At 68.0% G+C, this 23713-nt stretch carries 20 protein-coding genes and 7 pseudogenes; 13 read left to right on the top strand and 14 right to left on the bottom strand.

Going from position 1 to position 23713, the window contains the following annotated elements:
- The first annotated feature begins 419 nt into the window (after positions 1-419).
- Together ADL25_RS42630 and ADL25_RS42625 are read left to right on the top strand one after the other, a co-directional pair.
- Positions 420-2933, top strand: coding sequence for a LuxR C-terminal-related transcriptional regulator (locus ADL25_RS42630; protein ID WP_059133342.1), 2514 nt, complete (start codon positions 420-422; stop codon positions 2931-2933).
- Between the two features lie 192 nt (positions 2934-3125).
- Positions 3126-3860 carry an alpha/beta fold hydrolase gene (locus tag ADL25_RS42625; RefSeq protein ID WP_063805861.1) on the top strand — a complete coding sequence of 245 codons (735 nt, stop codon included), beginning with the start codon at positions 3126-3128 and terminating at the stop codon, positions 3858-3860.
- Positions 3861-4482: 622 nt separating this feature from the next.
- Here ADL25_RS42625 and ADL25_RS42620 read toward each other — a convergent pair.
- Complete coding sequence (locus tag ADL25_RS42620; protein ID WP_059133344.1) at positions 4483-5532, bottom strand: zinc-binding dehydrogenase; 1050 nt, start codon at positions 5530-5532, stop codon at positions 4483-4485.
- Between the two features lie 91 nt (positions 5533-5623).
- On the opposite strand from ADL25_RS42620, the gene ADL25_RS42615 reads away from it, so the two are divergent.
- Complete coding sequence (locus tag ADL25_RS42615; RefSeq protein ID WP_059133340.1) at positions 5624-6205, top strand: TetR/AcrR family transcriptional regulator; 582 nt, start codon at positions 5624-5626, stop codon at positions 6203-6205.
- A 369-nt stretch (positions 6206-6574) separates the two neighbouring features.
- On the opposite strand, the pseudogene ADL25_RS47500 reads toward ADL25_RS42615, so the two are convergent.
- Both ADL25_RS47500 and ADL25_RS42610 read right to left on the bottom strand, forming a co-directional pair.
- A pseudogene (locus ADL25_RS47500) lies at positions 6575-6721 on the bottom strand (transposase); the annotation flags it as partial.
- A gap of 157 nt (positions 6722-6878) precedes the next feature.
- Positions 6879-7763 (bottom strand): NPP1 family protein, encoded by an 885-nt coding sequence (locus tag ADL25_RS42610; protein WP_234381282.1) that lies wholly within the window; start codon positions 7761-7763, stop codon positions 6879-6881.
- An 896-nt stretch (positions 7764-8659) separates the two neighbouring features.
- Here ADL25_RS42610 and ADL25_RS51335 point away from each other — a divergent pair.
- The 3 genes and pseudogenes from ADL25_RS51335 to ADL25_RS42600 all read left to right on the top strand — a co-directional run.
- Positions 8660-8935 (top strand): annotated as a pseudogene (locus ADL25_RS51335) (RHS repeat-associated core domain-containing protein); the annotation flags it as partial.
- 193 nt (positions 8936-9128) lie between these two features.
- Positions 9129-9335, top strand: a complete 207-nt coding sequence (locus ADL25_RS42605) for an MbtH family protein (RefSeq protein WP_059133338.1) — start codon at positions 9129-9131, stop codon at positions 9333-9335.
- Positions 9336-9410: 75 nt separating this feature from the next.
- Complete coding sequence (locus ADL25_RS42600) at positions 9411-9779, top strand: hypothetical protein (RefSeq protein ID WP_147317865.1); 369 nt, start codon at positions 9411-9413, stop codon at positions 9777-9779.
- A gap of 14 nt (positions 9780-9793) precedes the next feature.
- Here the strand turns inward: ADL25_RS42600 and ADL25_RS47490 are convergent.
- Both ADL25_RS47490 and ADL25_RS42590 read right to left on the bottom strand, forming a co-directional pair.
- Positions 9794-10727, bottom strand: a protein-coding gene (locus ADL25_RS47490) for an IS5 family transposase (protein ID WP_402525315.1) whose coding sequence is annotated in 2 segments (ribosomal slippage) — positions 9794-10276 and positions 10278-10727 — 933 coding nt in all. Because the reading frame shifts where the segments join, the coding sequence is not laid out codon by codon here.
- 185 nt (positions 10728-10912) lie between these two features.
- A complete protein-coding gene (locus tag ADL25_RS42590; protein ID WP_059133335.1) occupies positions 10913-11914 on the bottom strand; it encodes a sigma-70 family RNA polymerase sigma factor in 1002 nt (333 codons plus the stop codon).
- 151 nt (positions 11915-12065) lie between these two features.
- Here ADL25_RS42590 and ADL25_RS42585 point away from each other — a divergent pair, with 151 nt between their 5' ends.
- Genes ADL25_RS42585 through ADL25_RS49505 form a run of 3 tightly spaced genes read left to right on the top strand, consistent with a single transcriptional unit; the run spans position 12066 to position 13934 of the window.
- Positions 12066-12794, top strand: coding sequence for an SDR family NAD(P)-dependent oxidoreductase (locus ADL25_RS42585; RefSeq protein WP_059133334.1), 729 nt, complete (start codon positions 12066-12068; stop codon positions 12792-12794).
- Positions 12795-12840: 46 nt separating this feature from the next.
- A complete protein-coding gene (locus tag ADL25_RS42580) occupies positions 12841-13587 on the top strand; it encodes a DUF899 domain-containing protein (RefSeq protein ID WP_079050980.1) in 747 nt (248 codons plus the stop codon).
- Positions 13584-13934 carry a hypothetical protein gene (locus ADL25_RS49505; protein WP_147317863.1) on the top strand — a complete coding sequence of 117 codons (351 nt, stop codon included), beginning with the start codon at positions 13584-13586 and terminating at the stop codon, positions 13932-13934. Before ADL25_RS42580 ends, ADL25_RS49505 begins: the two co-directional genes overlap by 4 nt.
- 235 nt (positions 13935-14169) lie before the next feature.
- On the opposite strand, the pseudogene ADL25_RS47485 reads toward ADL25_RS49505, so the two are convergent.
- From ADL25_RS47485 to ADL25_RS42560, 4 genes and pseudogenes are all read right to left on the bottom strand, one after another.
- A pseudogene (locus ADL25_RS47485) lies at positions 14170-14984 on the bottom strand (transposase); the annotation flags it as partial.
- A 159-nt stretch (positions 14985-15143) separates the two neighbouring features.
- Positions 15144-15803, bottom strand: a complete 660-nt coding sequence (locus tag ADL25_RS42570; RefSeq protein ID WP_059133343.1) for an NADPH-dependent F420 reductase — start codon at positions 15801-15803, stop codon at positions 15144-15146.
- A gap of 78 nt (positions 15804-15881) precedes the next feature.
- Positions 15882-16820, bottom strand: a complete 939-nt coding sequence (locus tag ADL25_RS42565) for an SDR family oxidoreductase (RefSeq protein ID WP_059133332.1) — start codon at positions 16818-16820, stop codon at positions 15882-15884.
- A gap of 93 nt (positions 16821-16913) precedes the next feature.
- Complete coding sequence (locus ADL25_RS42560) at positions 16914-17546, bottom strand: NADPH-dependent F420 reductase (protein WP_059133331.1); 633 nt, start codon at positions 17544-17546, stop codon at positions 16914-16916.
- 267 nt (positions 17547-17813) lie between these two features.
- Here ADL25_RS42560 and ADL25_RS42555 point away from each other — a divergent pair, with 267 nt between their 5' ends.
- The gene (locus ADL25_RS42555) at positions 17814-18725 is read left to right on the top strand and encodes a LysR family transcriptional regulator (protein ID WP_059133330.1); all 912 of its coding nucleotides are present in this window, start codon (positions 17814-17816) and stop codon (positions 18723-18725) included.
- A 771-nt stretch (positions 18726-19496) separates the two neighbouring features.
- On the opposite strand, the gene ADL25_RS42550 is transcribed toward ADL25_RS42555, so the two are convergent.
- Positions 19497-20108 carry a TetR/AcrR family transcriptional regulator gene (locus ADL25_RS42550; protein ID WP_059133329.1) on the bottom strand — a complete coding sequence of 204 codons (612 nt, stop codon included), beginning with the start codon at positions 20106-20108 and terminating at the stop codon, positions 19497-19499.
- A 145-nt stretch (positions 20109-20253) separates the two neighbouring features.
- Here ADL25_RS42550 and ADL25_RS42545 point away from each other — a divergent pair, with 145 nt between their 5' ends.
- Both ADL25_RS42545 and ADL25_RS42540 read left to right on the top strand, forming a co-directional pair.
- Positions 20254-20988, top strand: a complete 735-nt coding sequence (locus tag ADL25_RS42545) for an SDR family NAD(P)-dependent oxidoreductase (RefSeq protein ID WP_059133328.1) — start codon at positions 20254-20256, stop codon at positions 20986-20988.
- A gap of 33 nt (positions 20989-21021) precedes the next feature.
- A complete protein-coding gene (locus ADL25_RS42540; RefSeq protein ID WP_059133327.1) occupies positions 21022-21645 on the top strand; it encodes an NADPH-dependent F420 reductase in 624 nt (207 codons plus the stop codon).
- 90 nt (positions 21646-21735) lie between these two features.
- On the opposite strand, the pseudogene ADL25_RS42535 reads toward ADL25_RS42540, so the two are convergent.
- Positions 21736-22071 (bottom strand): annotated as a pseudogene (locus ADL25_RS42535) (Tn3 family transposase); the annotation flags it as partial.
- Between the two features lie 190 nt (positions 22072-22261).
- Positions 22262-22774, bottom strand: a complete 513-nt coding sequence (locus tag ADL25_RS42530; protein WP_059133325.1) for a hypothetical protein — start codon at positions 22772-22774, stop codon at positions 22262-22264.
- Between the two features lie 56 nt (positions 22775-22830).
- Between ADL25_RS42530 and ADL25_RS51330 the strand changes: the two are divergent.
- A pseudogene (locus ADL25_RS51330) lies at positions 22831-23479 on the top strand (IS5 family transposase); the annotation flags it as partial.
- Here ADL25_RS51330 and ADL25_RS51325 read toward each other — a convergent pair.
- Both ADL25_RS51325 and ADL25_RS52030 read right to left on the bottom strand, forming a co-directional pair.
- Positions 23466-23625, bottom strand: a pseudogene (locus ADL25_RS51325) (IS110 family transposase); the annotation flags it as partial. The pseudogenes ADL25_RS51330 and ADL25_RS51325 overlap by 14 nt on opposite strands.
- Position 23626: 1 nt before the next feature.
- Positions 23627-23713: pseudogene (locus tag ADL25_RS52030) on the bottom strand (transposase); the annotation flags it as partial.

Here is a 23713-nt window from a genome sequence, read left to right as displayed (position 1 = left end):
CGCCACCCGGACAGAATGACGCCCACGCGCCGTCCAACACAGCATCCGGACGGCGCGTCACATCACAACAGGGCAAACGTTGCCTGATGCGGCACTAGCTCGTCAGGCGAATGGGACGAAGGCGCCGTGGAGGTCGTCGAGGCGCCATTCCCGCCTGACGGCGAGGTGCTTGAACTGGTGGAGTGGGGCAGAGGTCTGCTCCATGACGTAGCGGACCTGGCGAGGCCGATGGTGTCCGGGGCAGAGCGCAGGTTCATGGGAAGATCGGCACTGTGAGGTCCAGCGAGACGGGTGCCGCATCCACGCGAATTGCGGGTATCGGTGCGGGAGGGGTGGTTGCTCGCCCGGCGCTGTTCGGGCGACTGGGCGGTGCGGCCCGGGTGACGGCGGTGTCGGCGTCGGCGGGGAGTGGCAAAACGATGCTGCTGCGATCGTGGCTGTCCGCGGCGGGCCTGGCCGAATACGCGGCGTGGGTGTCGGTGGGGCGGGATGAGCGGGATCCGGAGCGTTTCTGGCTTGGCGTCGTGGATGCGCTGCGCCGGACTAGGGCGGGCTCGGCGCTGGTCGGGACCCTCACGGCGGCTCCGGACCTGGACGGGTGGACGATCGTGGAGCGGCTGCTCGCGGACCTGGCCCCGCTGCAGGATCGGACCTATCTGGTGATCGACGACGTGCACGAGCTGGACCCGGAGGCGCTGCAACAACTGCAACTGCTCATCATGCGGGCGTCGCCTCAGCTGCGTTTCGTGTTGGCCACGCGGCACGACGTGCGCCTGGGCCTGCACCAACTGCGGCTGGAAGGCGAGCTCGCCGAGATCCGCGATCCGGATCTGCGGTTCACCCTGGCCGAAACCGAGGAGCTGTTCAGAGCGGCGGGGCTGGCGCTGCCCGGGCCGGCGGTTGCAGTGCTGCACGAGCGGACCGAGGGCTGGGCAGCGGGGCTGCGGCTGGCCGCGCTATCCCTGGCGGGGCACGCGGACCCGGACCAGCGGCTGGCGGCCGAGTTCTCCGGCAGTGAACGGACGGTGGCCGAGTACCTGTTGGCCGAGGTGCTGGATCGGCAGAGCGAGCAGGTGCGGGAGCTGCTGCTGCGCACCAGCATCCTGGAGCGGGTCAACGGCGATCTCGCGGACCTGCTGACCGGGGGCGAGGGCGGAGAGCGGGTGCTGCAGGACCTGGAGGCCGCGAATGCGTTCGTGGTCTCGCTGGACACCTCGCGGACCTGGTTCCGCTATCACCAGCTGTTCGCGGACCTGCTGCGGCTACAACTGCGGCGCACCCGCCCCGGCGAGGTCGCCGCACTGCACCGGGCCGCCGCCGACTGGCTGGCGGGCCGGGGCATGGCGGTGGAGGCGATTCGGCACGCCCAGGCCGCGCGGGACTGGGGGCTGGCTGCCAGGCTGCTCGCCGACCAGTGGCCCGGCCTGTACCTGGACGGGAAGACCGCCGTCATCCATGGACTTCTCGCCGGATTCCCCACCGAGTACCGCGCGGCGGACGCGGAGCTGGCGGCGGTGGCCGCGGCCGACGAGCTGGCCGGCGGGTCGCCGGCGGCGGCGGAACGGTACCTGTGCCTGGCGGAGCGGGCGCTGGCGTCGGAGGGTCGGCTGGGGCAGGCGCAGCTGCTGGTGGGGATCGTCCGGCTGCTGATCGCCCGCTGGCAAGGGAGCCTGGCGGCGGTGACCGAGCAGGCGCAGCGGCTGCAGGACGCGGGGGAGGCGGCCGAGACGGCGCAGCCCGGCCTGGGTGAGGAATTGCGCGCGCTGGCGCTGATCAGCCTGGGCAGCACCGAGTTCTGGATGGCCAGGTTCCAGGAGGCCGTGCGGCACCTGGAGCAGGGCGTCGCGCTCGCGCGCCGGATCGGACGGCCTTACCTGGAGTTCACCGGCCTTGTTTACCAGGCGACTCTCGAGTTCTTCCGATCGGTCCCGTCGGCACTGGAGCACAGCAGGCAGGCGGCCGAGCTGGCCGAACGGCACGGCTGGGCCGAGGGGCCGGCCTTCGGCCTGGCGAGCATGAACGTGGGGACCATCCTGGCCTGGCAGGGGCGGCCGGAGGAGGGCGAACCTTGGATGCAGCAGGCCGAGCGCATCCTCCGGGCGGAGACCGAGCCCGCGGACGCGCTGGCGATCCGCTCCCTGCGCGGAGTGCTGGCGCTGGCGCGCGGCCGGGACGCCGACGCGCTGGCCGCCTTCCAAGCCGCCGACCAGGTGGCCGAGCGCCTGACCGAACCGAACCTGATGGTCCACGGGAACCGGTCCTTCCTCGTGCAGACCCTTGTCCGCCTCGGTGAGACCGATCGCGCCGAGCAGGTCCTGGCCGGTCTCTCCAACCAGGACCGCGATGGCGGGCAGATGCGTCTGGGCCTGGCAACCCTGCGGCTCGCCCAAGACGATCCGCAGGCGGCAGTCGCCGCGCTCGCGCCGGTACTCGACGGCTCCGCGCCGCTGCCCTGGCCGGGCTGGCTGGCCCAGGCGTTCCTGCTGGAGACGATCGCCCGTGCTGCGCTCGGTGATCCCCGCGCCGCCGCCGGAGCCTTGGAGCGCGCGCTGGACCTGGCCGAACCCGACGGAGTGCTGCTGTGGTTCCTGCTGCACCCGGTGCCGGGTCTGCTGGAGAGCCTCCCCGGGCACCACACCGCCCACGCCGCCCTGATCGCCGAGATCCTCGGCCTGCTCGCCGGTTACCAGCCCGCGCCGTCGACCGCCGGGCCGTCGCCGCTCGCCGAGCCGCTGAGCCGAAGCGAGCTGCGGGTACTGCGCTACCTGCCGACCAACCTGACCACGCCGGAAATCGCCGGCCAGCTGAATGTCTCGCCCAACACCGTCAAAGTGCACGTGCGCCACTTGTACGCCAAGCTCGGCGCCCACCGCCGCGCCGAGGCCGTCGCCCGAGCCCGCGACCTGGGCCTGCTTGCGCCCGGCACCCGCTGAGTGGTTCTCGAGGATGTACCCGTCGGCGAGCGTCGGCGCGCTATTACCCGGATCGGGTGACGCTCGATAACCCGACCGGACCGTAATTTGCGGTGAGGCGAGCGCACCGTCCTCATCGACACCGGAGCGCCTCGGGTAGCGCACGCCGTTTCCCCGCTTAGGGCGCCCATCGTAAGAGATAGAGAGTCTGACTTGACTGCCAGCAAGCCCACGCAAACCTTCGTCCTCGTTCCCGGCGCATGGCTGGGGGACTGGAGCTGGTACCCGGTGGCTCGCCAACTCACCGAGCGCGGCTACCCGACTCTGGCGCTGAGCATGCCCGGACTGGCCTACGATGGCTCGCCGGCCGGGCTCCGCCTGGCCGACGCGGTCGACCACGTGGTGAGCGAAGTCGAGAGCCGCGATCTCACCGATGTTGTCCTGGTCGGCCACAGCTGGGGCGGATACCCGGTCACCGGCGCGGCCCACCGGCTCGCGGGCCGCGTCGCAAAGGTGATCTACTTCGCCGCGGTGGTCCCCGAGCAGGGCACGCCGATGATCGATGAGAACGAGCAGTACGCCGCGATGATTCGGCAGGCTATCGCAGCGACTCCCGACGGCACCGTCCCCGTCGGCCTCGACGCGGTCGAGGGCGTGCTCATGCCCGGAGACCCCACGCCGCTCCAGAAGCTTGTCAGCCAACTGCTGCTGCCGCAGCCGGGCGGTTATATGAAGGACAGCCTCGACGTGCCCCCGGTCACGAAGATCGGGCTAGACGCGGCTTATGTGGAGTGCGCCGACGACATTGCCCTGGCCCGGCCCGGCGCCGAGTTCGCGGCTCGCCTCGGCGTCGAGCCCGCGGTCATCCCGGGCAATCACATGACGCTGCTGACTGATCCGGCCATCGTGGGCAACGCCCTCATCAGCGCTCTGGAATCTCGCCAGTGAGCAGTCCCGGCTGACGGAGCTCACCCGAAGGCGATGTCGTCATGACACAGCGGTCAGCCGCAAGGTTCTCCGATCTCTCCCCACGCGCCGTGCCGGCTGCTCCTGCCCCGTGATCCGGATGGGGATACTGCCCGGCGGACATGGAACTTGCGTGCCAGAGCAGCGGCTGGCCGCCGCCGTGGAGCCCCCCGGGGGCCGACGACATCGCCACGACGGCCGCGCTCGCCTCCCGCCACAGGCTGCGGATCACGGCGCAGTGCACCGGGCACAGCGCACGCTTTCGAACCGCCCGGCACGCAGCTGTTCCTCGCCGACCTCATCTCCCCCTCCCGCAACACAGCCACGGCCCCGCTGCTGCCGCGCCTCCTGCCCGCCCGGCCCTGTGCCGCGCGGCGTGCCACGCGCCCCGCCCCGGCGGCCCCGGTGTCGCCGCCTTCCTCCCGCCAGCCCGCGCTGTTCGAGATCCGCACGGTCAGTTTCCCCACAGGCAGCTCCCGTACCGACATGCAACAGACCGCAGTGCCCCGTGGTCGTTCCAGCGGCAGCGCGCCGACTGCGGCGTGTCCCTCACGCCGGGGATCCGCAAGGCGACGGCCGTCCGTGGTCACCGGGGCGGGGGTGCTCACGGGTGCATGACGATCTTTCCCACGTGAGTCCTGCGGGAGAGTTCCTCCTGCGCCTCGGCGGCTCGCTCCAGCGGGAAGACCGCGGCGACGACGGGCCGGACCTCGGCGCGGCAAGCCATGTCCATCAAGCGGTCGAAGTGCCTGGGCGTATGCATCGCGGAACCGATCACCTGCGCGTTGTGCAGATAGAGACGGCGCACATCGAAGGCCACGTCGTAGCCGCCCAGTGCCCCGGCGATGACCCAGCGCCCCCCTTCGCGCAGCAACGGCAGTCCTTCGCTCACCAGCCGGCCGGCCACGACGTCGAGCGCGACGTCGACACCCTCCGGGGCAGCGGCGCGGACCTGCCCGGCGACATCGCGGGCGCGGTCGACGACTTCGTGCGCGCCTGCCTTGCGTACGGCCTCGATCTTGGATCCGCTGCTGACGGCGAGCACCCGAGCGCCGCGTGCGCGGGCGATCTGCACCAGTGCGAGACCGACGCCGCCGGAGGCGCCCGTGACGAGGGCGGTCTCCCCTTCCCGGAGCCCGCCCCGCTCGATCATGCCCAGTGCTGTGCCGTAGGCGGTCGGCAGCGTCGCGAGTTGGTCGTCGGTGAGCGGCGATTCCGTCACGTCATGTACGCGTTCGGCCGGTGCGGTCACGTACTCCGCGTAGCCACCGTCCCGTTCGCTGCCCATCAGCCCCACCGGATTCGCATCTGGTCCTGCGGTGTCGTAGATCGCGGGGTCGATGACCACTCGGCGTCCGACGAGGCACCCGTCCACGCCGACGCCGACCGCCGCGACCAGGCCCGCCACGTCGGCGCCCTGGATCCGCGGGAAACTAACCGGTCCCCGCCAGCCCGACCGGGTCTTCGGGGCCCCCGGGCGCCCGTAGGCGCCCTCGCGGGTCCACAGGTCAGTGTTGTTCAGCGCCACGGCGCCGACCTCGACCAGTACTTCTCCCGCACGCGGGACGGGCACGGCCACTTCCGTGCACTCAAGCACCTCCGGTCCTCCATGCCCGGTGACGCGTACCGCGCGCATGAGCTTGGGCACGCTCATCGCCTGCACCTCCTCGCCGATATACTGATCTGTGAACACATCCACGGTACACTGATCGGTGAAGGGGTGCCTCGTGCGGGAACAAAAGCCGATGACGCCAGCGGGACGTCGTATCGCGGCGGCCGCCGAGGAACTCTTCTACAGCCGCGGAATCACAGCGGTCGGCGTGGACCTCATCGCCGAACGCTCGGGCGTGACCAAGCGAACCCTGTACAACCAGTTCGGATCCAAGGACCACCTGGTGGCAACCTATTTGAGGGAACGCGACCAGCGCTGGCGCTCACTCGTCCAAGCCGCCCTCGACGTCGGTGAGACTCCCGTCGAGGCCGTCACCGCACCCTTCGAGGCCCTGCGGACTTGGAGCGAGACCAACAGCCGCGGGTGTGCGTTCATCAACGCGCTGGCCGAACTCCCCGACCCCTCGCATCCCGCACACCGCCTCGCGACCGACCAGAAGCTGTGGCTGCTGAACCTGTTCGAGGAACTCGCCACCAGGGCGGGCTGCTCACACCCGGCCACCCTCGCCAGCCAGCTCCTGGTCCTGCACGAGGGGGCCCTCGCCACACAACCCCTGTCGGTCGATACCCTCTCGACCACCACGGAACTGGCACGATGCCTGGTTCGATCCAGCGTGCGCGATCAGGAGCGCCAGGCCCTCGATCACCGCCCGTAAGGAAGGGCGTCGCTTCACCCAAGGAGAGGCCGCCACGGCGAAAGAAACGGCGGCAGCACACTCGCCTTCACGCCAGGCCACCAGTTCGACACCGACAGCATCCCCGCGACCTGAAGCTCAGCGGCCTCGAGCGGCGGCCCATCCCTCACCGCCGTCGGCGGTGTCCCCCCGCGTCCGTGCCAGACTGCCCGTCATATCAGCCCGACGCAACCCGCCCCACGAACAGGGCGAGTTCTGCTGACCTCGTTCCAGGGGGCCGTGCTGCGTAGTGCCGCCGCTGTGCAGCGAGTAGATATCAAGGTAAGGCTTGTCCCGGAACTGATCTTCAAGTCGGTGCACTCGCGGACCGGCGGTGTCCGGCCCACTCGTTCATCCAGTGAGGGCGAGATTGTGCAGACGGGCGACGCCGCTCATAGCGTGGTGAACGCCGTCGCCCCTGAGGCAGCAGTCGCGCAGGATCTTCCAGGACTTCATGCGGGCGAAGGCGCGCTCGACGCGGGCGCGGACCCGTTTGTGCAACTCTGCAGCGAACGTCCAACGTCACTCCGCCGCTTGACCGTGAGGCCAAGCGGCGCCTTGCGGTGATTCCTCGTAGGAGAGGTGCCCTCCTCCCATGTTGCGAAGCAGGGCACCCTCAGGCATATGACACTCAGTTGGTCTTCTCGCTGGGCTCTCAGGCCCAGGGGTCGAACGGGATGTCGGCGGGCTTGGACACGTTCAGCAGGTAGCGGAAGCGGTCGTCCTTGTCGGTGACTTTGATGGTTGCTGAACCGAAGTCCGCGTTCATCAGAGCGTCTCGCAGCGAGGTGCTGGGCCATCCGTTCCAATCCACAATGGGAGGTTGGCGCCAGGTATGGTAATGGTTCTCGGGGGGCTCGTCGTTGGCATTCGCGAGGCGGAAGAAGTGGGTGCTCAGCCCGTCCTTGTGATAGACGACCTTAGGGTGAGAGCCGTCGAAGCGTACTTGCGACCGGGGGTAGGTCTTCTGGCTGGAGTGCTGCGTCGTCGTGAGGTATTCGACTTGGTTCGATGCCTGGTTGATCCATGAGATCACGTGCTCGAAGTCGTGGCGATGCCCTCCGAGCCCGCTACCGTCGACAGCCTGGTCCTTCTCGAAGTAGCTGGCGTACACCACGGCACACCAACCGTTGTTGCACTTGGACCGCGCGTAGGTCTGAGTGCGATCCAGGTCGGACTGGTCGTGGCAGTTGCCGTTGACTGCACCAGAGGGATTCAGTCCTGGATTGAGTGTGCCGTCAGGCGAGATGGCAGCGACGGGGTAACACCCATCGCCGTCATAGTCGTACGCTGGCGAGAACGAGGCCTCGTAACCCCCCGCGTTTTGGGGGAGGTTGGGGATGTTGTCGGCGTGAGCTGCCGCCGTGGGGAGGGCAACGGCCAGGGCAGTGACCAGGCCGATCGGGATTCCGATCCTTGAGCACTTTCGCTTGAATACTTGCGAGGCTGGCTGCGTTGCTGCAGGTAACGACATGTCTTGGTGCATCCTCATCTCGTGTGTCTGAATTACCAGTTGTTGCTGCGGCTTCGAACGGCCCACGAAGGGCAGTGCCCCCCCGGGTCCTCACCGGCTATTCCGTCTCCGAGGGGTACTGGCACAGCAAGGCCCTCCAGGCGCCTTGGGGCGGCAAGGTGCTATGCATTGTGGGGCGCGCAGAGCAATCTGGGCAGTGGCCTGGACATCAACGGTGCGTGTGAAGGCTCACGTGTCGGGCGGGGTTTGAGAGAACATCGTGTTGCTCTGCCGTCAGTTTGCCCGGATATCTCGGTATTGGTTAGCCACCCTGGCGAGCAGCAATGTGATAGACGGCGTGGTGTATCCGAACCGTCGACTCCTCGACGGCGCTCCCACTCAGGGATTTTCAGCAGCGTGGATGGCACGGCCTCGTATACCTCCGGGCGGCTACTGAGGTTTTAGGGTGGGCGTGGTGGTGGGTACCGACGCCAACGACCACACCACCGCCTAGGGCTACGACGCGGCCCGGCGCCCGACCTCGGTCACCGCCCCCCTGAACCGGACGGCAACATACGGGTACGACGCCGACGGCAACCTCACCAAGACGACGCCCCGCGGCTCCACCAGCTACACCTACGACACCGCCGACCAGCTGACGTCCACCACCATCGGCTCCACCACCACCGCCTACGACTACGACGCCGAGGGCAACCAGACCGAGGCCGGCGCCGACACCTACGACCTGGCCGGACAGATCTCCGCCGCCACCATGACCGGCGCAGGCACCCTCTTCTACTACCACCACGACACCCAGGGCTCTCCGGTCGACGTCACCAACACCGGCACCCTCTACCAGCGCTGGGCCTACGACCCCTACGGCACCCGCGTCCTGAACACCACCACCAGCGGCGCCCCCCGACAGCACCCCCTCTTACACCGGCGCCTGCTACGAGACCACCACAGGCAACCTCGACCTCCACGCCCGCCAGTACAACACCGCCACAGGCCGCTTCAATCGCCTCGACCCCGCCACGTCCGACCGCACCACCCCCCACATCTCCACCTACGCCTACGTCGACAACACTCCCACCCTGTACGCCGACCCCAGCGGCCTCACCCCGAACGGCCCAGACGACCAGCACGTCGACAGCCTCGGAGAGGTCCTGACGGGTTCGGTCGCACCGTCACCGCCTCAAAACAGGCCACGACCAGGCCGGACGCACCTCACCCGCTATCACGCACCAACTCGTTACTGACGACCACGGTTTCCCGTCCCGAGGCCGGATCACTGCAGCTCTCGAATACCGACACATCACCAGTGCGGCCTCGCGCGCGCCGCTCATGCTCCGCCGACGCGTGCCGGACGGTGCGTGAAAGGCGCGACCCCGACCGCCGTAACTGTGGTCATCGCCGATGTGCGCCGGGTTCCGGCTCAGGACAATCGTGACCATGAACCCCTTCGATGACCCTGACGGCGAATTCCTCGTGCTGGTCAACCACGAGGGACAGCACTCGCTCTGGCCCCACTTCATCGACGTGCCCGACGGCTGGGACGTGGTCCATGGACGCGACAGCCGTTCCGCGTGCCTGGCCTACATCGAGGAGAACTGGACCGACATGCGGCCCAAGAGTCTGATCGAGGCGATGGACGGTTAGGGCCTGTCCGGCCGATCATGCGGACATCTCAAAACGCGGGTGCCGAGCCCAGCCACTCTGGGCCATCATCCCTGCGTGACAGATGAATCCGTCTCGGTGGCCTTCGGGTCACTGTGGCACCTGAAGGCGCTCCACCGCATGGTGATGAATCGGAAATTCGACGGCCTGGACGATGTCTTCTTCGGGAGTCCCCATCTTGCGGCTGCTCAGCACGCGATCCTCGAGGCCTTGATGCAGGCGGAGCCTCAGCGCGCCGCGCAATGGGAGTCCTGGCGCGACGCACGACAGCACGAGCTCGTTCTGAACAGGGTTCGGCAGCACCTGCGTGATCATCGTGAGGTCGTCGCCGCCGTGGAACCCACAGCCCGGCGTGCCTATGTGGAGAGTCTGCTTGCACCGTTGGTGGGCGACTCCCGCCTGCTGCCTGAGCTGATGGGCGAGTAAGACCGCTTCTGGGATCACGTGCGGAGCCAGATGACGAGGGCGGCGGCGGTGACCGTTCCGAGGTAAACGTAGCCGCGTTTGTCGTAGCGAGTGGCAACAGCCCGGGACTGTTTCAGCCTGTTGATGGCCCGCTCAACGGTGTTGCGCTTCTTGTAACGCTGCTTGTCGAATCCTGGCGGCCGCCCGCCTCGTGATCCCTTGCGTCGGCGGGCGGCCTGGCTGTCGGTCTTCTCCGGGATGGTGTGCCGGATGCCCCGGCGGCGCAAGCTGTCCCGGCAGGGCCCGTTGCTGTAGGCCTTGTCCGCGGCGACGCTATCGGGCTCCTTGCGCGGCCTGCCCGGCCCGGTCCGCAGAACGCGGATCTTGTCGAGCACCGGGTCGAATTGAGTGCAGTCTGCTCGCTGCCCGGGCGTGATGACCAGGGACAGCGGTCGGCACCGGCCCTCGGCGCTCAGGTGGATCTTGGTGGTGAAGCCGCCCCGGGAGCGGCCCAGTCCTCACCTGCTTCACCACCTCCACCAGGCGGGCGTGAAGGCTCTGCCAGGGCGGTTCGCCCTGGTGTTCGCCGTCCGCATCCCCCCTTGACGTGGCCGGTGCGGGGGGCGGGCTGGTGCGGGCTCCCGCCGCATGCTGGTGAGCGCGTACCACCGTGGAATCCACCCCGATGTCCCAGTCGATCTCACCCGCGGCGTCCGCTGCGGCCTGAACCTGCTGGAGCAGCCGTTCCCAAGTACCGTCGGCCGACCACAACCGGTGCCGCTCATAGACCGTCTTCCACGGTCCGAAGCGTTCGGGCAGGTCACGCCAGTGCACCCCGGTCCGCACCCGGTGCAAGATCCCGTCGATCACCTGCCGGTGATCCCTCCACCGCCCGCACCGGCCATTGCCCACCGGCAGGAACGGCCGCAGCCGTTCCCACTCAGCGTCTGTCAGATCGCCCCGCCCCATACCCGATCAACGACCAGACCATCAGACGGTCACATGATCGACCGGACAGGCTCTAGTCTTCCCCCAGACCCAGGACGACTCTGACATAAACCCCGAACTCGCTACTGTCGTCCACAGTGACGATGAGACCGGTGCCTGTCGATCTCAATTCAGACCTCAACTCGCATATCGCCCTCTCGCGCCCATCAGACCGATGCGAGGGTTCGGGGGAGGCCGAAGTGGGGGGCGATGGTGGTTTCGAAGTGGGTGAGTTCGCTGATGCCAGAGGTGGTATAGGCGGCTACCACGATTCCCGTGCAGCGCAGCAGGCCGGTCAGCGGATCGCGACTGTATTCGCCCCAAGCGGGCTGGCCGTTGGCCCGGGTCGGGATCATGCGGCCGATGGTGCAGTCTTGGGCAAAGACCGTGGTGAAGAAGCGGCGGACGGCCTGGGCGCCGCGGTACTCGAACGGCAAGGGCGGCATCCGGACCCAGACGTCATCGGTCATCAGCGCGATCAAGGCGGCGACGTCGTGGTCGGTGAAGGCGGCCACGAACCGGTCGGTGAGGGCACGTTCGGCCGGGCTGTCCGGAGGGAGTGCGGGGCGGTCGCCGTTACGGGTGGCCTGCAGCGTGGCCCGGGCTCGTTTGAGGGCGCTGGTGACGGCGCTTTCGGTGAGGCCCAGCAGGTCGGCGGTCTCGGCGGCGTGGTAGCCGAGCACGTCACGCATCAGCAGCACCGCGCGCTGGTTGGGCGGCAGCAGCTGGACGGCAGTGATGAAGGCCAGCGAGACCGCCTCGCGAGATTCGTAGCGGGCCTCAGGGCCGGGGGTCTGGTCGGGGAGGTCGTCCAGGAACAGGTCGGGGTAGGGCTGCAGCCAGGTGACCTCGCCCAGACGCGACGGCTCCGGAGCGGGCACCGCCGGGGTGGGCGCGGGCTCAGGTTTGCGGGTGGCGGCGCGTAGCGCGTTGAGGCTGCGGTTGGTGGCGATGCGGTGCAACCAAGTACGCACCGAGGACCGGCCCTCGAAGCCATCCAGGCCCAGCCAAGCCGCTAGCAGGACCTCCTGGAGGGTGTCCTCGGCGTCCTGAAGGGATCCCAGCATGCGATAACACAGCAGCTGGAGTTCGCCACGGTACGGCTCGACCAACTCCGCGAATGCGTCACGGTCGCCGGAGCGGGCTCGCTGCAGCAAATCGCCCGACATGGGTCACCTCCGTCATCAGGTAGCTGATACAGGTATCGACACCGGCCAGCGGCGGAACTGGGCGCTGCCCGGCCGCCCATTTCCGGTCGGCAAGCATGTCTGTTCCCTGTGCGAGTCCTCAACCGTCCAAATCGATTCGGAGCATGACACCGTGGCGACACAAGATTCCATCACCGGCCGGACCGTCCTGGTGACTGGCGCCAACCGCGGCATCGGACGCGCGCTCGTTGACGAGGCGCTGCGCAGGGACGCGGGGCGCGTCTACGCCGGAATGCGCCAGCCCTTCACTCATCCCGACAACCGGGTCACGGCACTGTCCCTGGATGTGACCGACCACGCGCAGATCCAGGCGGCCGCCGACAGCCTCGACAGCCTCGACGTCCTGGTCAACAATGCCGGACTGGCCATCTTCGATGACCTGACCGATCCCGCGATGCTCAAGCGGCACCTGGCCGTCAACCTCTTCGGAACCTACGCCGTCACTCAGGCGGTTCTTCCGCATCTGACGGCCTCGCACGGGACGGTGGTCAACCTGCTGTCCACGGCGTCGATGTCTTCAGTACCGGTGATGCCGGCGTACTCGATCTCCAAGGCGGCGGCGTTCTCCCTCACCCAGGCCCTGCGGGCGCTGCTGGCCGAGCGAGGGGTTCGGGTGCACGCCGTCCTGGCGGGACCGGTGGACACCGACATGTCCCGCGACCTCAACATCCCCAAGGCCAGCCCGGCCTCCGTTGCGCAGGCGATCCTCGACGGCGTCGCCGTCGGACAAGAGGAGATCTTCCCCGACCCGGTTTCGGCGATCCTGGCCGCCGACTGGCCGACCAGCCCGGTCAAGATCCTCGAACGTGAGAACACCGCGCTGCTGGCAGGACCGCGGTAGACACCGAATCCCCGATACCGATCCGATAGCGAAAAGGAGCCGCGCCATGAAACTGCCACCGATCGTGTCAGCCCAGGAGTGGGAGGCTGCGCGCCAGGAACTGCGGGTCAAGGAGAAGGAGGTGACCCGTGCGCACGACGCGCTGGCAGCCCAGCGCCGTCGGATGCCGAGGATGGAGGTGGAGAAGGCCTACAGCTTCGAGGGCCCGGACGGGCCGGTGAGCCTGGTCGAGTTGTTCGAGGGACGTCGTCAGCTGATCGTCTACCGCTTCTTCTTCGAGCCGGGCGTGACAGGCTGGCCGGAGCGTGGCTGCCCAGGCTGCTCGCTGATGGCCGACCAGGTCGCCCACCTCGCGCATCTGAACGCCCGCGACACCGCCTACGCGCACGTCTCGCGCGCGCCGCAGCCCGACATCGAGCGCCTGAAGGCCCGGATGGGCTGGGACGTTCCCTGGTACACCCTCACCGACGGCTTCGACGCCGAGTTCGGTGTGGAACAGTGGCATGGCACCAACGCGTTCCTGCGCGAGGGTAAGCGGGTGTTCCGGACCTACTTCGTCAACCACCGCGGCGACGAGGCGCTGGGCAGCACGTGGAGCTACCTTGACCTCACCGCCCTCGGCCGACAGGAGGACTGGGAGGACTCGCCCGAGGGCTACCCGCAGACCCGGGCGTATGAATGGTGGAGGCGGCACGACGAGTACGTGTCCGACAGCGACCCGTGGGAGGGCACCCTCGACGAGAGGGTCACCGCGCTTCGGGCGCACGCGCGCGCCTCGGCGGAGGACATGTGATCGCTCAGGTGGGAGTGGTCACCGTGGGCACAGCAGCCGGGGCCGCTTTGGCCCAGCGGCATCTGGGGCGGCAGGAAGCGTGGCTCGGGACGGCGGTGGGCGCGTTGGTGGTGATCGTCGGGCTGCATCTGCTCCCGGACGCCTGGAATGACGCCCGGGGTCCGTCACCGGTGAAGGCCACGCCGTCCAACTCGATGCCCGGCCGGTGCGGCTGGACGAGGAGGAGTGCGGGCCTGGGGAGCCGAGGTAACCCCGAGTGGACGGCACAGGACTGCTCCCCGAAAATGCGTGAGACAGAGGCCCAGGGTAAGGCGGCCCGCCATGTCGGCGGCTGCACCGGTCAATGATGATCAAAGGCAGTTAACCGGCCGGATCCAAGCGGGCGTGGGTTCGACAGGCCCTTCCACCGCCCGTATCGCTCCCGCTCCAGCCGCCGTCGTCCTGAAGGTTCCCGCCTTGTCACGGATCAGCTGTCCGCGGCAACGCATACGCTGCTCGGGCGATCTTCGCAGGTGTCGACGGCTCTGCTGTCGGCAGTCGGGCGCATACGAGAGCGACAGCCTCGGGGCACGGGACTTCCCAATGAACGCGACGGCGGGCCAGCGCGAGGAGAGCCTGCTTGTGGCCTTTCCCCTCGCTCCGCTTCCGTTGGTAGTACGTCTTGAAGGCGGGGCCGGACTTGAGGCTGGCCATCGCCGACAAGTACATGGTCTGAGTAGCCCGCGGTGGTAGCGGCGCGGCCTGCGCATGTTGCCATTGACGCGACCGGAGTCGCGTGGCTGCGAGGCCTGGCCGGCGAAGCCGGCCAGGCGGGCGGCACTTGCGAAGGTATCCATGTCCCCGCCTGTTGCGGCGATGAACTCGGCGGTGAGCCTGATGCCCATGCCGGGCAGGCTTCGGATCACCTCGGCATGTGGATGTTCGTGAAGCCGTGCCTCGATGAGGGCGTCGAGTTCCGCGATCTCCTCGTCGAGGGCCATCACCGTCTTGGCGAGGCGGACCACCATGGCGGCGGCCAGCTTCTCACCGGGCAGCGCAGTGTGCTGCGCCTGGGCGGCCTCCACCACGGTGCGAGCGAGTGCGGCGGCGCCTTTGACCTTGCGGTTCTTCAGGCAGGTCCCGATGCGCTTCATACCTGTGCGGCGGAAGGCTGCCGGAGTCTGATAGCCCGTCAGCAGCAGCATCGGGCCCTTGTTGGTCAGGTCCAGTGACCGCTCCAACACAGGGAAGTTCTCCAGTAGTTGGGCTCGGAGGCGGTTGATCTGCCGGGTGCGGTCGAAAACCAGGTCCAGGCGTCGGGTGGTGAGGGTGCGTAGGTCGATGGCAATTTCGTCTCCGGGCCTGAGCAGCCCCAGATCCCGGCGGATGCGGGCCTGATCCGCGAGAACAAAGGCGTCCACGCCCAGCGACGTCGAACCTGACTCGGCGCGACGAGACGCAGGGCAGACCCTTCGCTGGATTCGACGCCTTTGCGTGCGAAATATGCCCCCGCCCGGTATCCCCCGGGCGAGGGCATGGCACGGCCGGAGCACATCACGGTCCGCGACAATTGGCGGCTACCGCGTTGCGGCGGCCAGTGCCGCGCGGATGGCGTCCTCGCCGACCGGCTGGCCCTTCTCGTTCGAGTACGGCCCGTACGGTGTTCCCCACACCGGCGTGCCTGTCGCCTGCCGCCAGCTGTCGGTCAGCGTTCCCGCGTCTACCACGTTGTAGCCGATGGAGTTGATGAATTCGGTCACCGCCGCCTTCGCCGGTGCGGACTCCCCGGCGATCGGCAGGTAGGAGCGATCGGCCGCTCCTGCCGGGCGGGCGAGTGACAGCAGGTGCTTGAAGAAGATGTTGTTGAACGCCTTTACGAGCAGGGCGTCCGGGATGTACCGCAGGAGCAGCTCGCTTGAAGTGAGGGACTTACTGTCGAGCTCGGGGATGTGCCCGTCACGCTCGGGGCCGTAGTTGCAGGTGTCGATGACCGTCTTCCCGGCCAGCGGCGCGGCGGTCACGTGGGGGAAGGCGCTGACCGGCACCGTGACCACGACAATGTCACCGGCCGCCGCGGCCTCTTCGTTCGTTGCCGCGGACGCTCGCGGCCCCAGTTCCGCGGCCGTGTCCACGAGCGTTTCGGGACCGCGCGAGTTGCTGAGCACCACCTGGTGCCCGGCCCCGACAGCGAGTTGCGCGAGGGTCCTGCCGATGCTTCCGCTTCCGATGAATCCCACAGTCGTCATAATCTCAACGTCCTTCATAAGAGCTGAACTTGCCGGTTGCCGGGCTCGTTTCGATTCCGGTTCCCGCCGTCAGCCGGCGGGGAAATAGTGGCCGTTGTCCAGATCGGCGAGCAGGCCGGGCTGGGCGGGTTCCCAGCCGAGGGTCCGGCGGGTGATGAGGTTGGACGCCGGGTAGCTCTGCGTGGCGATGTTCGTGAGGAACCCGAAGTACCCCGGCGTCATCAAGGCATCGTTGGGAACGCTCACGGCGGGCAGGCCCAGACGGTTGGCGATGGCCTCGGCGATCTCGCGGAACGGGATGGCCCCGTCCCCAACCGCGTGCCAGTATCTGCCAGCTGACCCCTTCTCCAGCGCCAGTCGGAACAAGGTGGCGGCATCGCGGACGTGCACGGCGTTCCACAGGTTCGCGCCGTCGCCGTGGTAGCCGACGAACCCCTTTTCCTTCGCGAGCGCGATCAGCGTGGGGAGGAAGCCGGCACGATCGGTCGTGCTGTGCGCGATGTTGGCGATCCGCACGACCGAAGATCGCACCCCCAGCTCGGCGAGGTCGACTACGGCCCTTTCCACGACGTTGCGGATCCGCAGGGTGCCTTTGTGTTCCTTGCCGGCGGGGAGGGCCGGGTCCTCCTCGGTGGCCGGCCGGCCCAGTTGCTGCCCGGGTGAGCCAATGCTTCCCGCCGTGACCAGCGGCTTTCCGGTTCCCGCGAGTGCCTCGCCGTACGCGAGCATGATCGGGAGCTCCGCAGCGGCCACGGCGTCCATCCCGCCTGAGGGCAGCAGATCCTGCCTGTGGGCCACGTGGATGACGCCGTCGGACTCCGAGGCTGCCTCCTTGAGCCCGTCGAGATCCTGGACGTCGCCGCGACGCACCTTCGCGCCGAGCGCGGACAGGGCCGCTGCGGAAGCGTCCGACCGGGCCAGGCCGGTGACCTCGTGCCCGGCGGCGATGAGCTCGGGGATGATGTACGAACCGGAATGGCCGGTCCCCCCAGCGACGAATACGCGCATCTGATTGTCCTTGTGAGGGTAGGTTCGGGGGTCTTTTCGTGCCGTAAGTGAACTGGCGTAACGCGGCACGAAAGGTGGGGGTAATGGGTGTGCTCAGTCGAGAAGGGTGATGCCGAGGGAGAAATTGGTGTGCTTGACGGAGTGGTTCATGAGGCCCAGTTCCAGCAGGCCGACGTTCTCCAGTGCCCGCGCCATGGACAGTTCCCCGGTGTCCCAGGGGCGCAGCCCCAAGCTCTCGACGAACGCCGACACGTGTGCCTTCGCCTGCGCGTTGTCGCCGGCGATGAACACGTCCAGAGGGCGGCCCTCGGCCGCGCCGGCCGCCAGAACGTGGGAGAACACAGTGTTGAACGCCTTGACGACATGCGCGTCGTCGGGAGCCGCCTTGGCGATCTCCTGTGCGCCGGAACTGCCGTCGGGGACGACGAAGCCCTGCAGGTCGGGGGCTACAGGGTTGGTGATGTCGACGATGATCTTGCCGCGCAGTGCATCCCCGTACTCCCTCACCACCGCCGTCGCGCCGGCGTACGGCACGGCGAGGACAACGGTGTCCCCGGCCGGGGCGGTGCCGGCCGTCCCGACAGTGGCGCCACCCAGCGCAGCGGCCAATTCCTTGGCCTTGGCCGGGTCGCGGCCGATGATCTCGACTGCGTTGCCGCCTTCGAGCGCCCGGGCGGCCAGGGCGCGGGCCACGTTCCCCAAGCCGATAATGCTGATGCTGCTCATGGAGTTTCTGCTTTCTGGAGCTGGATAGGATGCCATGCCCACACCGTCGTTTTTAACGGTTGTGTCATCGACGCCGTCGAATGACGCGATGGGGGCGTTCAATTCCTGATGTGCTCATTCTGAGCCTGGCCACCCGATGTCGAATTCTTGTGCCGAATTCGCTCGGACTATTAGGTACCTATTCAGGTTGCCATTGGCCTGAGTGGACGTCCAAGACTTCTTTCAGTCGTGGTGATACCTTGGCGGCATCACCGACTGGGAGACGCGATGGATCTGGACCTGCGCAAACTGCGTTACTTCGTCGCTGTGGCCGACCAGTTGCACTTCGGCCGCGCCGCCGATGAGCTGCACATCGCGCAGCCGGCGCTCAGCCGGCAGATCCGCGCGCTCGAGCAAGATCTCGGCGCCTCGCTGTTCACCAGGGATCGCCACGGCGTAGAGCTGACAGATGCGGGCCGGCAACTGCTGGCCGACGCCGGTCCGCTGCTCGCCTCAACCCAAGCGGTCCGCCGTCGGGTGTCCGCGGCCGCCGGCGGCAAGCGGCGGCTGATGGTCGGTTTCCGGGCCGGCGTTGCAGTCACCCCGGCAGCCCGTGCGTTCGAGGACCGGCACCCGGACGTGGTCGTGGACGTGCAGCGGATCGAAGGGGACGACCAGGCTGCGATGCTGCTCGACGGCCGCATCGACGTCGGCTACGTGCGGCTGCCCATCGATGAGGCCGGTCTGCGCCTCACCCCGCTGTACACCGAGCCGCGGGTAGCGGTACTGCCCGCCGGACACCGGCTTGCCGGCAAGGAGGAGGTCACCGAGGCCGACCTGGCCGGCGAACCGCTGGTCTGGCACGGTGACCCGAGCACGCAGCCCACCAAGTGCCCGCTCCCCAATGCCGGGTACCCGGTGCGCGGGGTGGACGAGACGCTCGAGCATGTCGCGGCCGGCCGGGGCATCTCCTTCCTGGCCCGTTCGGCGTCCGTGTTCTACTCGCATCCGGACGTCGTCTATGTGCCCATCCCGGAACTGGCGCCCGACCAGGTGTGCCTCGCGGTAGCGGCATCTCACACCTCGCCGGTAGTACATGACTTCGTCACTGCGGCTCAGTCGACGGCCGAGATCACGGCAGAATGTGGGAACTACGAGATGTGGCAGCTTGGAGGCGATGTCGTCTCAAGGCACGCTTGAGTAGTTCGACTGACCCCCGCTCACCATGCGCTGAAGAGTGAAATGGCCTGACGGAGTGGTGCTGTTGCGGCTGACCTCTGAGCCGGTTCCGTTCTTCGGCCAGCAGTTGTCTGAGGGGGCCCCGAAGCACCTGAGACCGACTGGAAGTACGTGCTGCGGACGCGGTAGGTCGTCTGATCGCCGGCGGTCCGCCGTTCCTAGTGTCGGGAGTCCGCCCGTGGGATCCAGAACCCGACGGCGGGTTTCAGCCGGACGTGTTGGCTGCCCACCTGTTGGCCTTCGTTTCGAACTGGCGTGGCCAGATGGACCACCCACTGATGATCAGCGTGAATGGATGAGCTGGCTCGGTCCAGAAGTCAACGCCGTGCTGCCCCGCGAGGAGAGCGCCGCGGTGGAGTGGATGAGAGGGGTGGCAAGTCTCCGGCTCGTAGAGGTTCTGAGGATGGGGGGCCCGCCAGTGACATTGGCGGGCCCCCATCCTCAGAACCTCCCAGCTGCGTACGTGTTCTTCATGCGCCACCGCGTACGGATTATGCGATGCCGTCTGTTCGAACCGGCGGCGCGCCAGCGCCCTGGGCCGGGATGACGGCCTCGAACCCCTAAAGCCTTCGCGGGTCGCCGTTCTGCGTGGCGGGTTCTGCTGCGGCTTTCAGTGGGCGGGCGGGCATTTCCGCAAAAGCCAGCAGGTCCGGGCCCGGTGCCGGGCGGCTGGTGTCGCGTATCAGCGGGTGCAGCCGCGACCGGCAGCGCGTCCAGCCCGGCAGTGCCACGTCAACTCGATACTTCCTCCCGTCGATGGTCATCGCTGGCCGTGGCGGGGATGGCGTTGTCGATGAGGACGGCGGCGATGGCGGCGGCGGTGGGGAAGGCGTCGGTGTTGAGGACCCGGGTGCGGGCCGCGGCGCCGTCGATGAGCAGCGCGAGCTGCTCGCCGAGCTGTTCAGGGTCGGCGGCGCCGGCTTCGCGGGCGGTGTCGGCGAGCCGCGCGGCGACGGCTTTCTTGTAGTCGCGTGCGTACTGGGACGCGGGGTGCTGGGGGTCGTTGAGTTCGACGGCGGCACCGATGTAGGGGCACAGGGGGGTGGTGGGGGGGATGTCGAAGGCGGCGAGGAGTCGCTCGCGGGGCGTGAGGTCGGTGCGGTCGAACACGCCGGACAGAACGGAGGGGTCGAACCGGCGCAGGTACTCGGCGACGAGTTCGTCCTTGCCGGTGAAGTGCTGGTAGGCCGTGCGCTTGGACACCTCGGCCACCGCACAGAGCTGGTCCATGCCGGTGCGGTTGATGCCCTGCTCGCGGAACAGCTGCTGGGACGCGCCGAGGATGCGCTCGCGGGCGCCCCGGCCGCGGCGGCGGCCCGTGGGGCCCTTTTCCAACTCCGTCATAGGCCCATGGTACCTGAAATGGGTAACGGCCGGTGTACATAGTTTGCGTCCCGGCCGCCCGCCCCGTACGGTAAGCACACAGGGCGGTGTACATAACACCGCCATCCCAGGTGCGCACGGCACCACCGAGCCAAAGGGAACGACTATGGGAAAGCTCGACGGCAAGGTCGCGGTCATCACCGGCGGCACCACCGGCATGGCGCTGGCCGGCGCGAAGCTGTTCGTCGATGAGGGAGCGCACGTCTTCATCACCGGCCGCCGCCAGGAGGCCCTGGACGAGGCCGTGAAGCAGATCGGCCGCAACGTCACCGGCGTCCAGGGCGACGCCGCCGACCTGGACGACCTGGACCGCCTGTACGACACCGTCAAGCGGGAGAAGGGCAGCCTTGACGTGCTGTGGGCCAGCGCCGGAGGGGGCGAGCCTGCCCCGCTCGGCGAGATCACCGAGGCCCAGTTCGACACCTGGTTCGGGCTCAATGCCCGCGGCACCCTGTTCACCGTCCAAAAGGCCCTTCCGCTCTTCAACGACGGCGGCTCCATCCTCATGACCGGTTCCAACGCCTCCCTCGGCGCCTTCCCCGGCTGGAGCGTCTACGCCGGCAGCAAGGCCGTCCAGCAGGCATGGGCCCGCATCTGGCTCAACGAGCTCAAGGACCGCCGTATCCGCGTCAATGTCCTGACCCCCGGCCAGGTCGCCACCGCCAAGCAGGAAGAACTCTTCGACGAGGCCACCAAGCGCCAGTTCGAGTCCCTCATCCCCCGCGGCCAGATGGGCCGCCCCGACGAGATCGCCACCGCCGCCCTCTTCCTCGCCTCCGACGACTCCAGCTACGTCAACGGCATGGAACTCGTCGCCGACGGCGGCACCACCGCCCTCTGAACCGGACAACACACAATCAGGGCAGGACATCTCATGAGCAGCATCAGCATCATCGGCACCGGGAACATGGCCCGCACCATCGGCGCGCGGGCGATAGCGGGCGGCAACACCGTCGAGGTCATGGGCCGCGATCAGTCCAAGGCCGCTGACCTGGCGAAGGCTCTCGGCGGCGGCGCCACGACGGGAGAATGGGGGACCGCCCCGGCCGGGGACATCGTCATCGTGGCCCTGTTGTACGACGGTGTCGTGCCGGCCATCGCCCAGTACGGAGACGCTCTCGCGGGCAAGGTCATCGTCGACATCTGCAATCCCTTCAATTCCACGTTCGACGGGCTGGCCCACCGCGAGGAGACCTCAATCGCGCAGGAAGTCGCCAAGGCCGCCCCGGCCAGCGCCAGTGTGGTGAAGGCGTTCAACACCGTCTTCCGTCATGTCCTGGAGAAGGGTCGGCCCGACGTCTTCCTCGCCGGCGATAACGCGCAGGCCAAGGCAGGTGTGGAGGCGTTCATCGAGAGCCTCGGGCTGCGCCCGCTGGACGTCGGCGGCCTGAAAATGGCGCACTGGCTGGAAGGAGCGGGCGTGGTCACGGTGGGCCTCGCCAACCACGGGGTGGGGAACTTGAACTTCGCCCTCAGCATCACCGAACTTCCCGTCTGAGCAAACGGCTGACGGATTACCGAAAGGAGAGCGCCCGCCGCCGCATCATGGCGAGGGGCAGTAAGCGGCACCTGGCCATCCGGGGTAGGCCTACCTCCTGGTGATGTCGAGCCTGCTGTCCATATCGAGCTGAAATCTCCCGTACGGGTTGGCGTGGGACCAGAACAGCGGGGACAGCCCGCGCCGGTCTGCGGCGGTGAGAAGCTGGGTGTTGATCAGGACCAGGCTGGATTGCAGGAGATGGAGTGCGAGCATAGAGGCCTCGGCGTGCTCGCGGTCGGCGCCGGTGAGGACGCTCTCGCGGCCGTAGAAGATCTTGTCGTTGGTAGAGTTCCAGCTCTCGACGACCTGTAGTCCGCCGTTGATCTCGTGCCGGAGATGCTTATCAGCGAGATTGACGCAGGCGAAGATGGGTCCTGACCGCCGCCCGAGTTCTCGGCTTCAGGAGTTCGAGGCCGTGAGCAGGGCGTGTACCGGTGGTTCTGGATATCGGTGAGGCCTCTCCGGAGCGTTGGAGGGGCCTCACCTGGTCATGCGGTCAGATCCGTACTGACTCCGTCCGTCGGGTTCGAGGCTGGCGGGGGTGTCGGTGAGGGGTCGGTTGGCGGCAGGTTTCTCAAGGGCCGGGCGGCTTGAGGGCGGATGGGGCTGTCCGGGTTGGTTCTGGAGCATCTGCGGCGATCAGCCGGCTGTTCTCGACCATCAGCCGTTGGTTGACGTTGCGGAGTGCCTGCATGGCCGTCTCTGCTTGGCGGCTGGCTGCGAGTGCTGCGTCTCGTTGCTCGGGCAGTTCCTCCATCTCCGTGTCGCGCAGCGAGCGGGCGCCCAGGCCGTCGCGGAGGCAGGCGCCCAGTTCGTGGGCGCGTAGCGTGCGCAGCTCGTTCTGGACTTCGTGAAGGGTTCGTTGTAGGGCGGCGTTCTGTTCCAGGAGCATGCGGTTCTCGACTTCGAGGGCCGCCTCCTTGCGGGCGGTCGCTGCTGCCGCCGCACGCGGCCCGCCTTGGGCGAGGTGGGCGCGGACGGTCTGGGCTTCCGCCTTGAGGTCGCGGTGGCGTTGAAGGCACTGCGGGTTGACGGCGGCCCGCCGGGTGATCTCAGCATCGGAGAGGCCCTGGCGTCTCTTGCGCATCGCGGCCAGGACGTTAAGGCCGTGTCCTACATGGCGGGTTGACGGTTGCGCTGGGCATGAGGAGTAGTCGGTGGGGATGGATTGTTCCGGACGGACTGTGGGAGCTTGCCCGGCCGTTGTTGCCGCCGGCGCGGGTGCGTCCGCAGGGCGGTGCGGTCGCGAACATCGATGACGAGGCGGTCTTCGCCGCGATCATCTACGTCCTGGTCAGCGGCTGCGCCTGGCGTGCTCTCCGCCGTGCTTCGGGGGCGTCGAAGTCGACCGTGCGCCGTCGGTTCGGTATCTGGTCCCCGGCCGGGGTCTGGGGACGACTGCATCAGACGGTGCTTCAACTGCTGGACGGGCGGGACCTGGTCGACCTGTCCCGGGCGGTCTTGGACTCGGCTCACGTCCGGGGAAAATAGGGGGCGAACTTGCAGGTCCGAGCCCCGTGGATTGGGGTAAGCCCGGTTCCAAGATGCACGTCCTGTCCGACGCGAAAGGACTGCCGCTACGCGTCGGGCTCTCCGCGGCCAACACACATGACAGCCTCGCCCTGAAGTCGATGCTGTCCCACTTCCACACGGGACACGAATCCCTCGCGATCGAATCCAAGCCGCAGCGCCTCCACGCCCCCACCTGCGGAATTGCTTACGCGGCAGGCGTATCGGCGTGCGGATCGCCCGCAAAGGTATCGAGTCCAGCGAACGACTCGGTCGGAATCGCGGGGGACGGGGACCAGTCCGGCGGCTGAGGCCAGGTGGCCGGCGTCGGGTGTCGGCTTGTGGGTGGGTGCGGAAGGTGTCGCGGATCTGCCGGTCGATGCGCCCCAGCCGGTTGTCCAGGGCCAGGATCTGAGTAGCTAGTGCCGCCTCAGGCAACGTTTGCCCTGTCGATGACGGCTTGTAGGTGCTGGTCGTCGGCATGGCGGTTTCGCCAGATGATGTAGCGGCGGATCAT

The organism is Streptomyces sp. NRRL F-5122 (assembly GCF_001507435.1).
GTDB classification, from domain to species: Bacteria; Actinomycetota; Actinomycetes; order Streptomycetales; family Streptomycetaceae; genus Streptomyces; species Streptomyces lannensis.
This window is presented reverse-complemented; position numbering and strand designations above follow the sequence as displayed.

Bases quoted from the DNA above. Each gene is read 5' to 3' on its own strand.
- ADL25_RS42580 (WP_079050980.1), top strand. From the start codon at position 12,841: ATGAAACTGCCACCGATCGTGTCAGCCCAGGAGTGGGAGGCTGCGCGC.
- ADL25_RS42545 (WP_059133328.1), top strand. From the start codon at position 20,254: ATGGGAAAGCTCGACGGCAAGGTCGCGGTCATCACCGGCGGCACCACC.
- ADL25_RS42530 (WP_059133325.1), bottom strand. From the start codon at position 22,774: ATGCGCAAGAGACGCCAGGGCCTCTCCGATGCTGAGATCACCCGGCGG.
- ADL25_RS42590 (WP_059133335.1), bottom strand. From the start codon at position 11,914: ATGTCGGGCGATTTGCTGCAGCGAGCCCGCTCCGGCGACCGTGACGCA.
- ADL25_RS42560 (WP_059133331.1), bottom strand. From the start codon at position 17,546: ATGAGCAGCATCAGCATTATCGGCTTGGGGAACGTGGCCCGCGCCCTG.
- ADL25_RS42565 (WP_059133332.1), bottom strand. From the start codon at position 16,820: ATGCGCGTATTCGTCGCTGGGGGGACCGGCCATTCCGGTTCGTACATC.
- ADL25_RS42630 (WP_059133342.1), top strand. From the start codon at position 420: ATGCTGCTGCGATCGTGGCTGTCCGCGGCGGGCCTGGCCGAATACGCG.
- ADL25_RS42540 (WP_059133327.1), top strand. From the start codon at position 21,022: ATGAGCAGCATCAGCATCATCGGCACCGGGAACATGGCCCGCACCATC.
- ADL25_RS42620 (WP_059133344.1), bottom strand. From the start codon at position 5,532: ATGAGCGTGCCCAAGCTCATGCGCGCGGTACGCGTCACCGGGCATGGA.
- ADL25_RS42550 (WP_059133329.1), bottom strand. From the start codon at position 20,108: ATGACGGAGTTGGAAAAGGGCCCCACGGGCCGCCGCCGCGGCCGGGGC.
- ADL25_RS42615 (WP_059133340.1), top strand. From the start codon at position 5,624: ATGACGCCAGCGGGACGTCGTATCGCGGCGGCCGCCGAGGAACTCTTC.
- ADL25_RS42555 (WP_059133330.1), top strand. From the start codon at position 17,814: ATGGATCTGGACCTGCGCAAACTGCGTTACTTCGTCGCTGTGGCCGAC.
- ADL25_RS42605 (WP_059133338.1), top strand. From the start codon at position 9,129: ATGAACCCCTTCGATGACCCTGACGGCGAATTCCTCGTGCTGGTCAAC.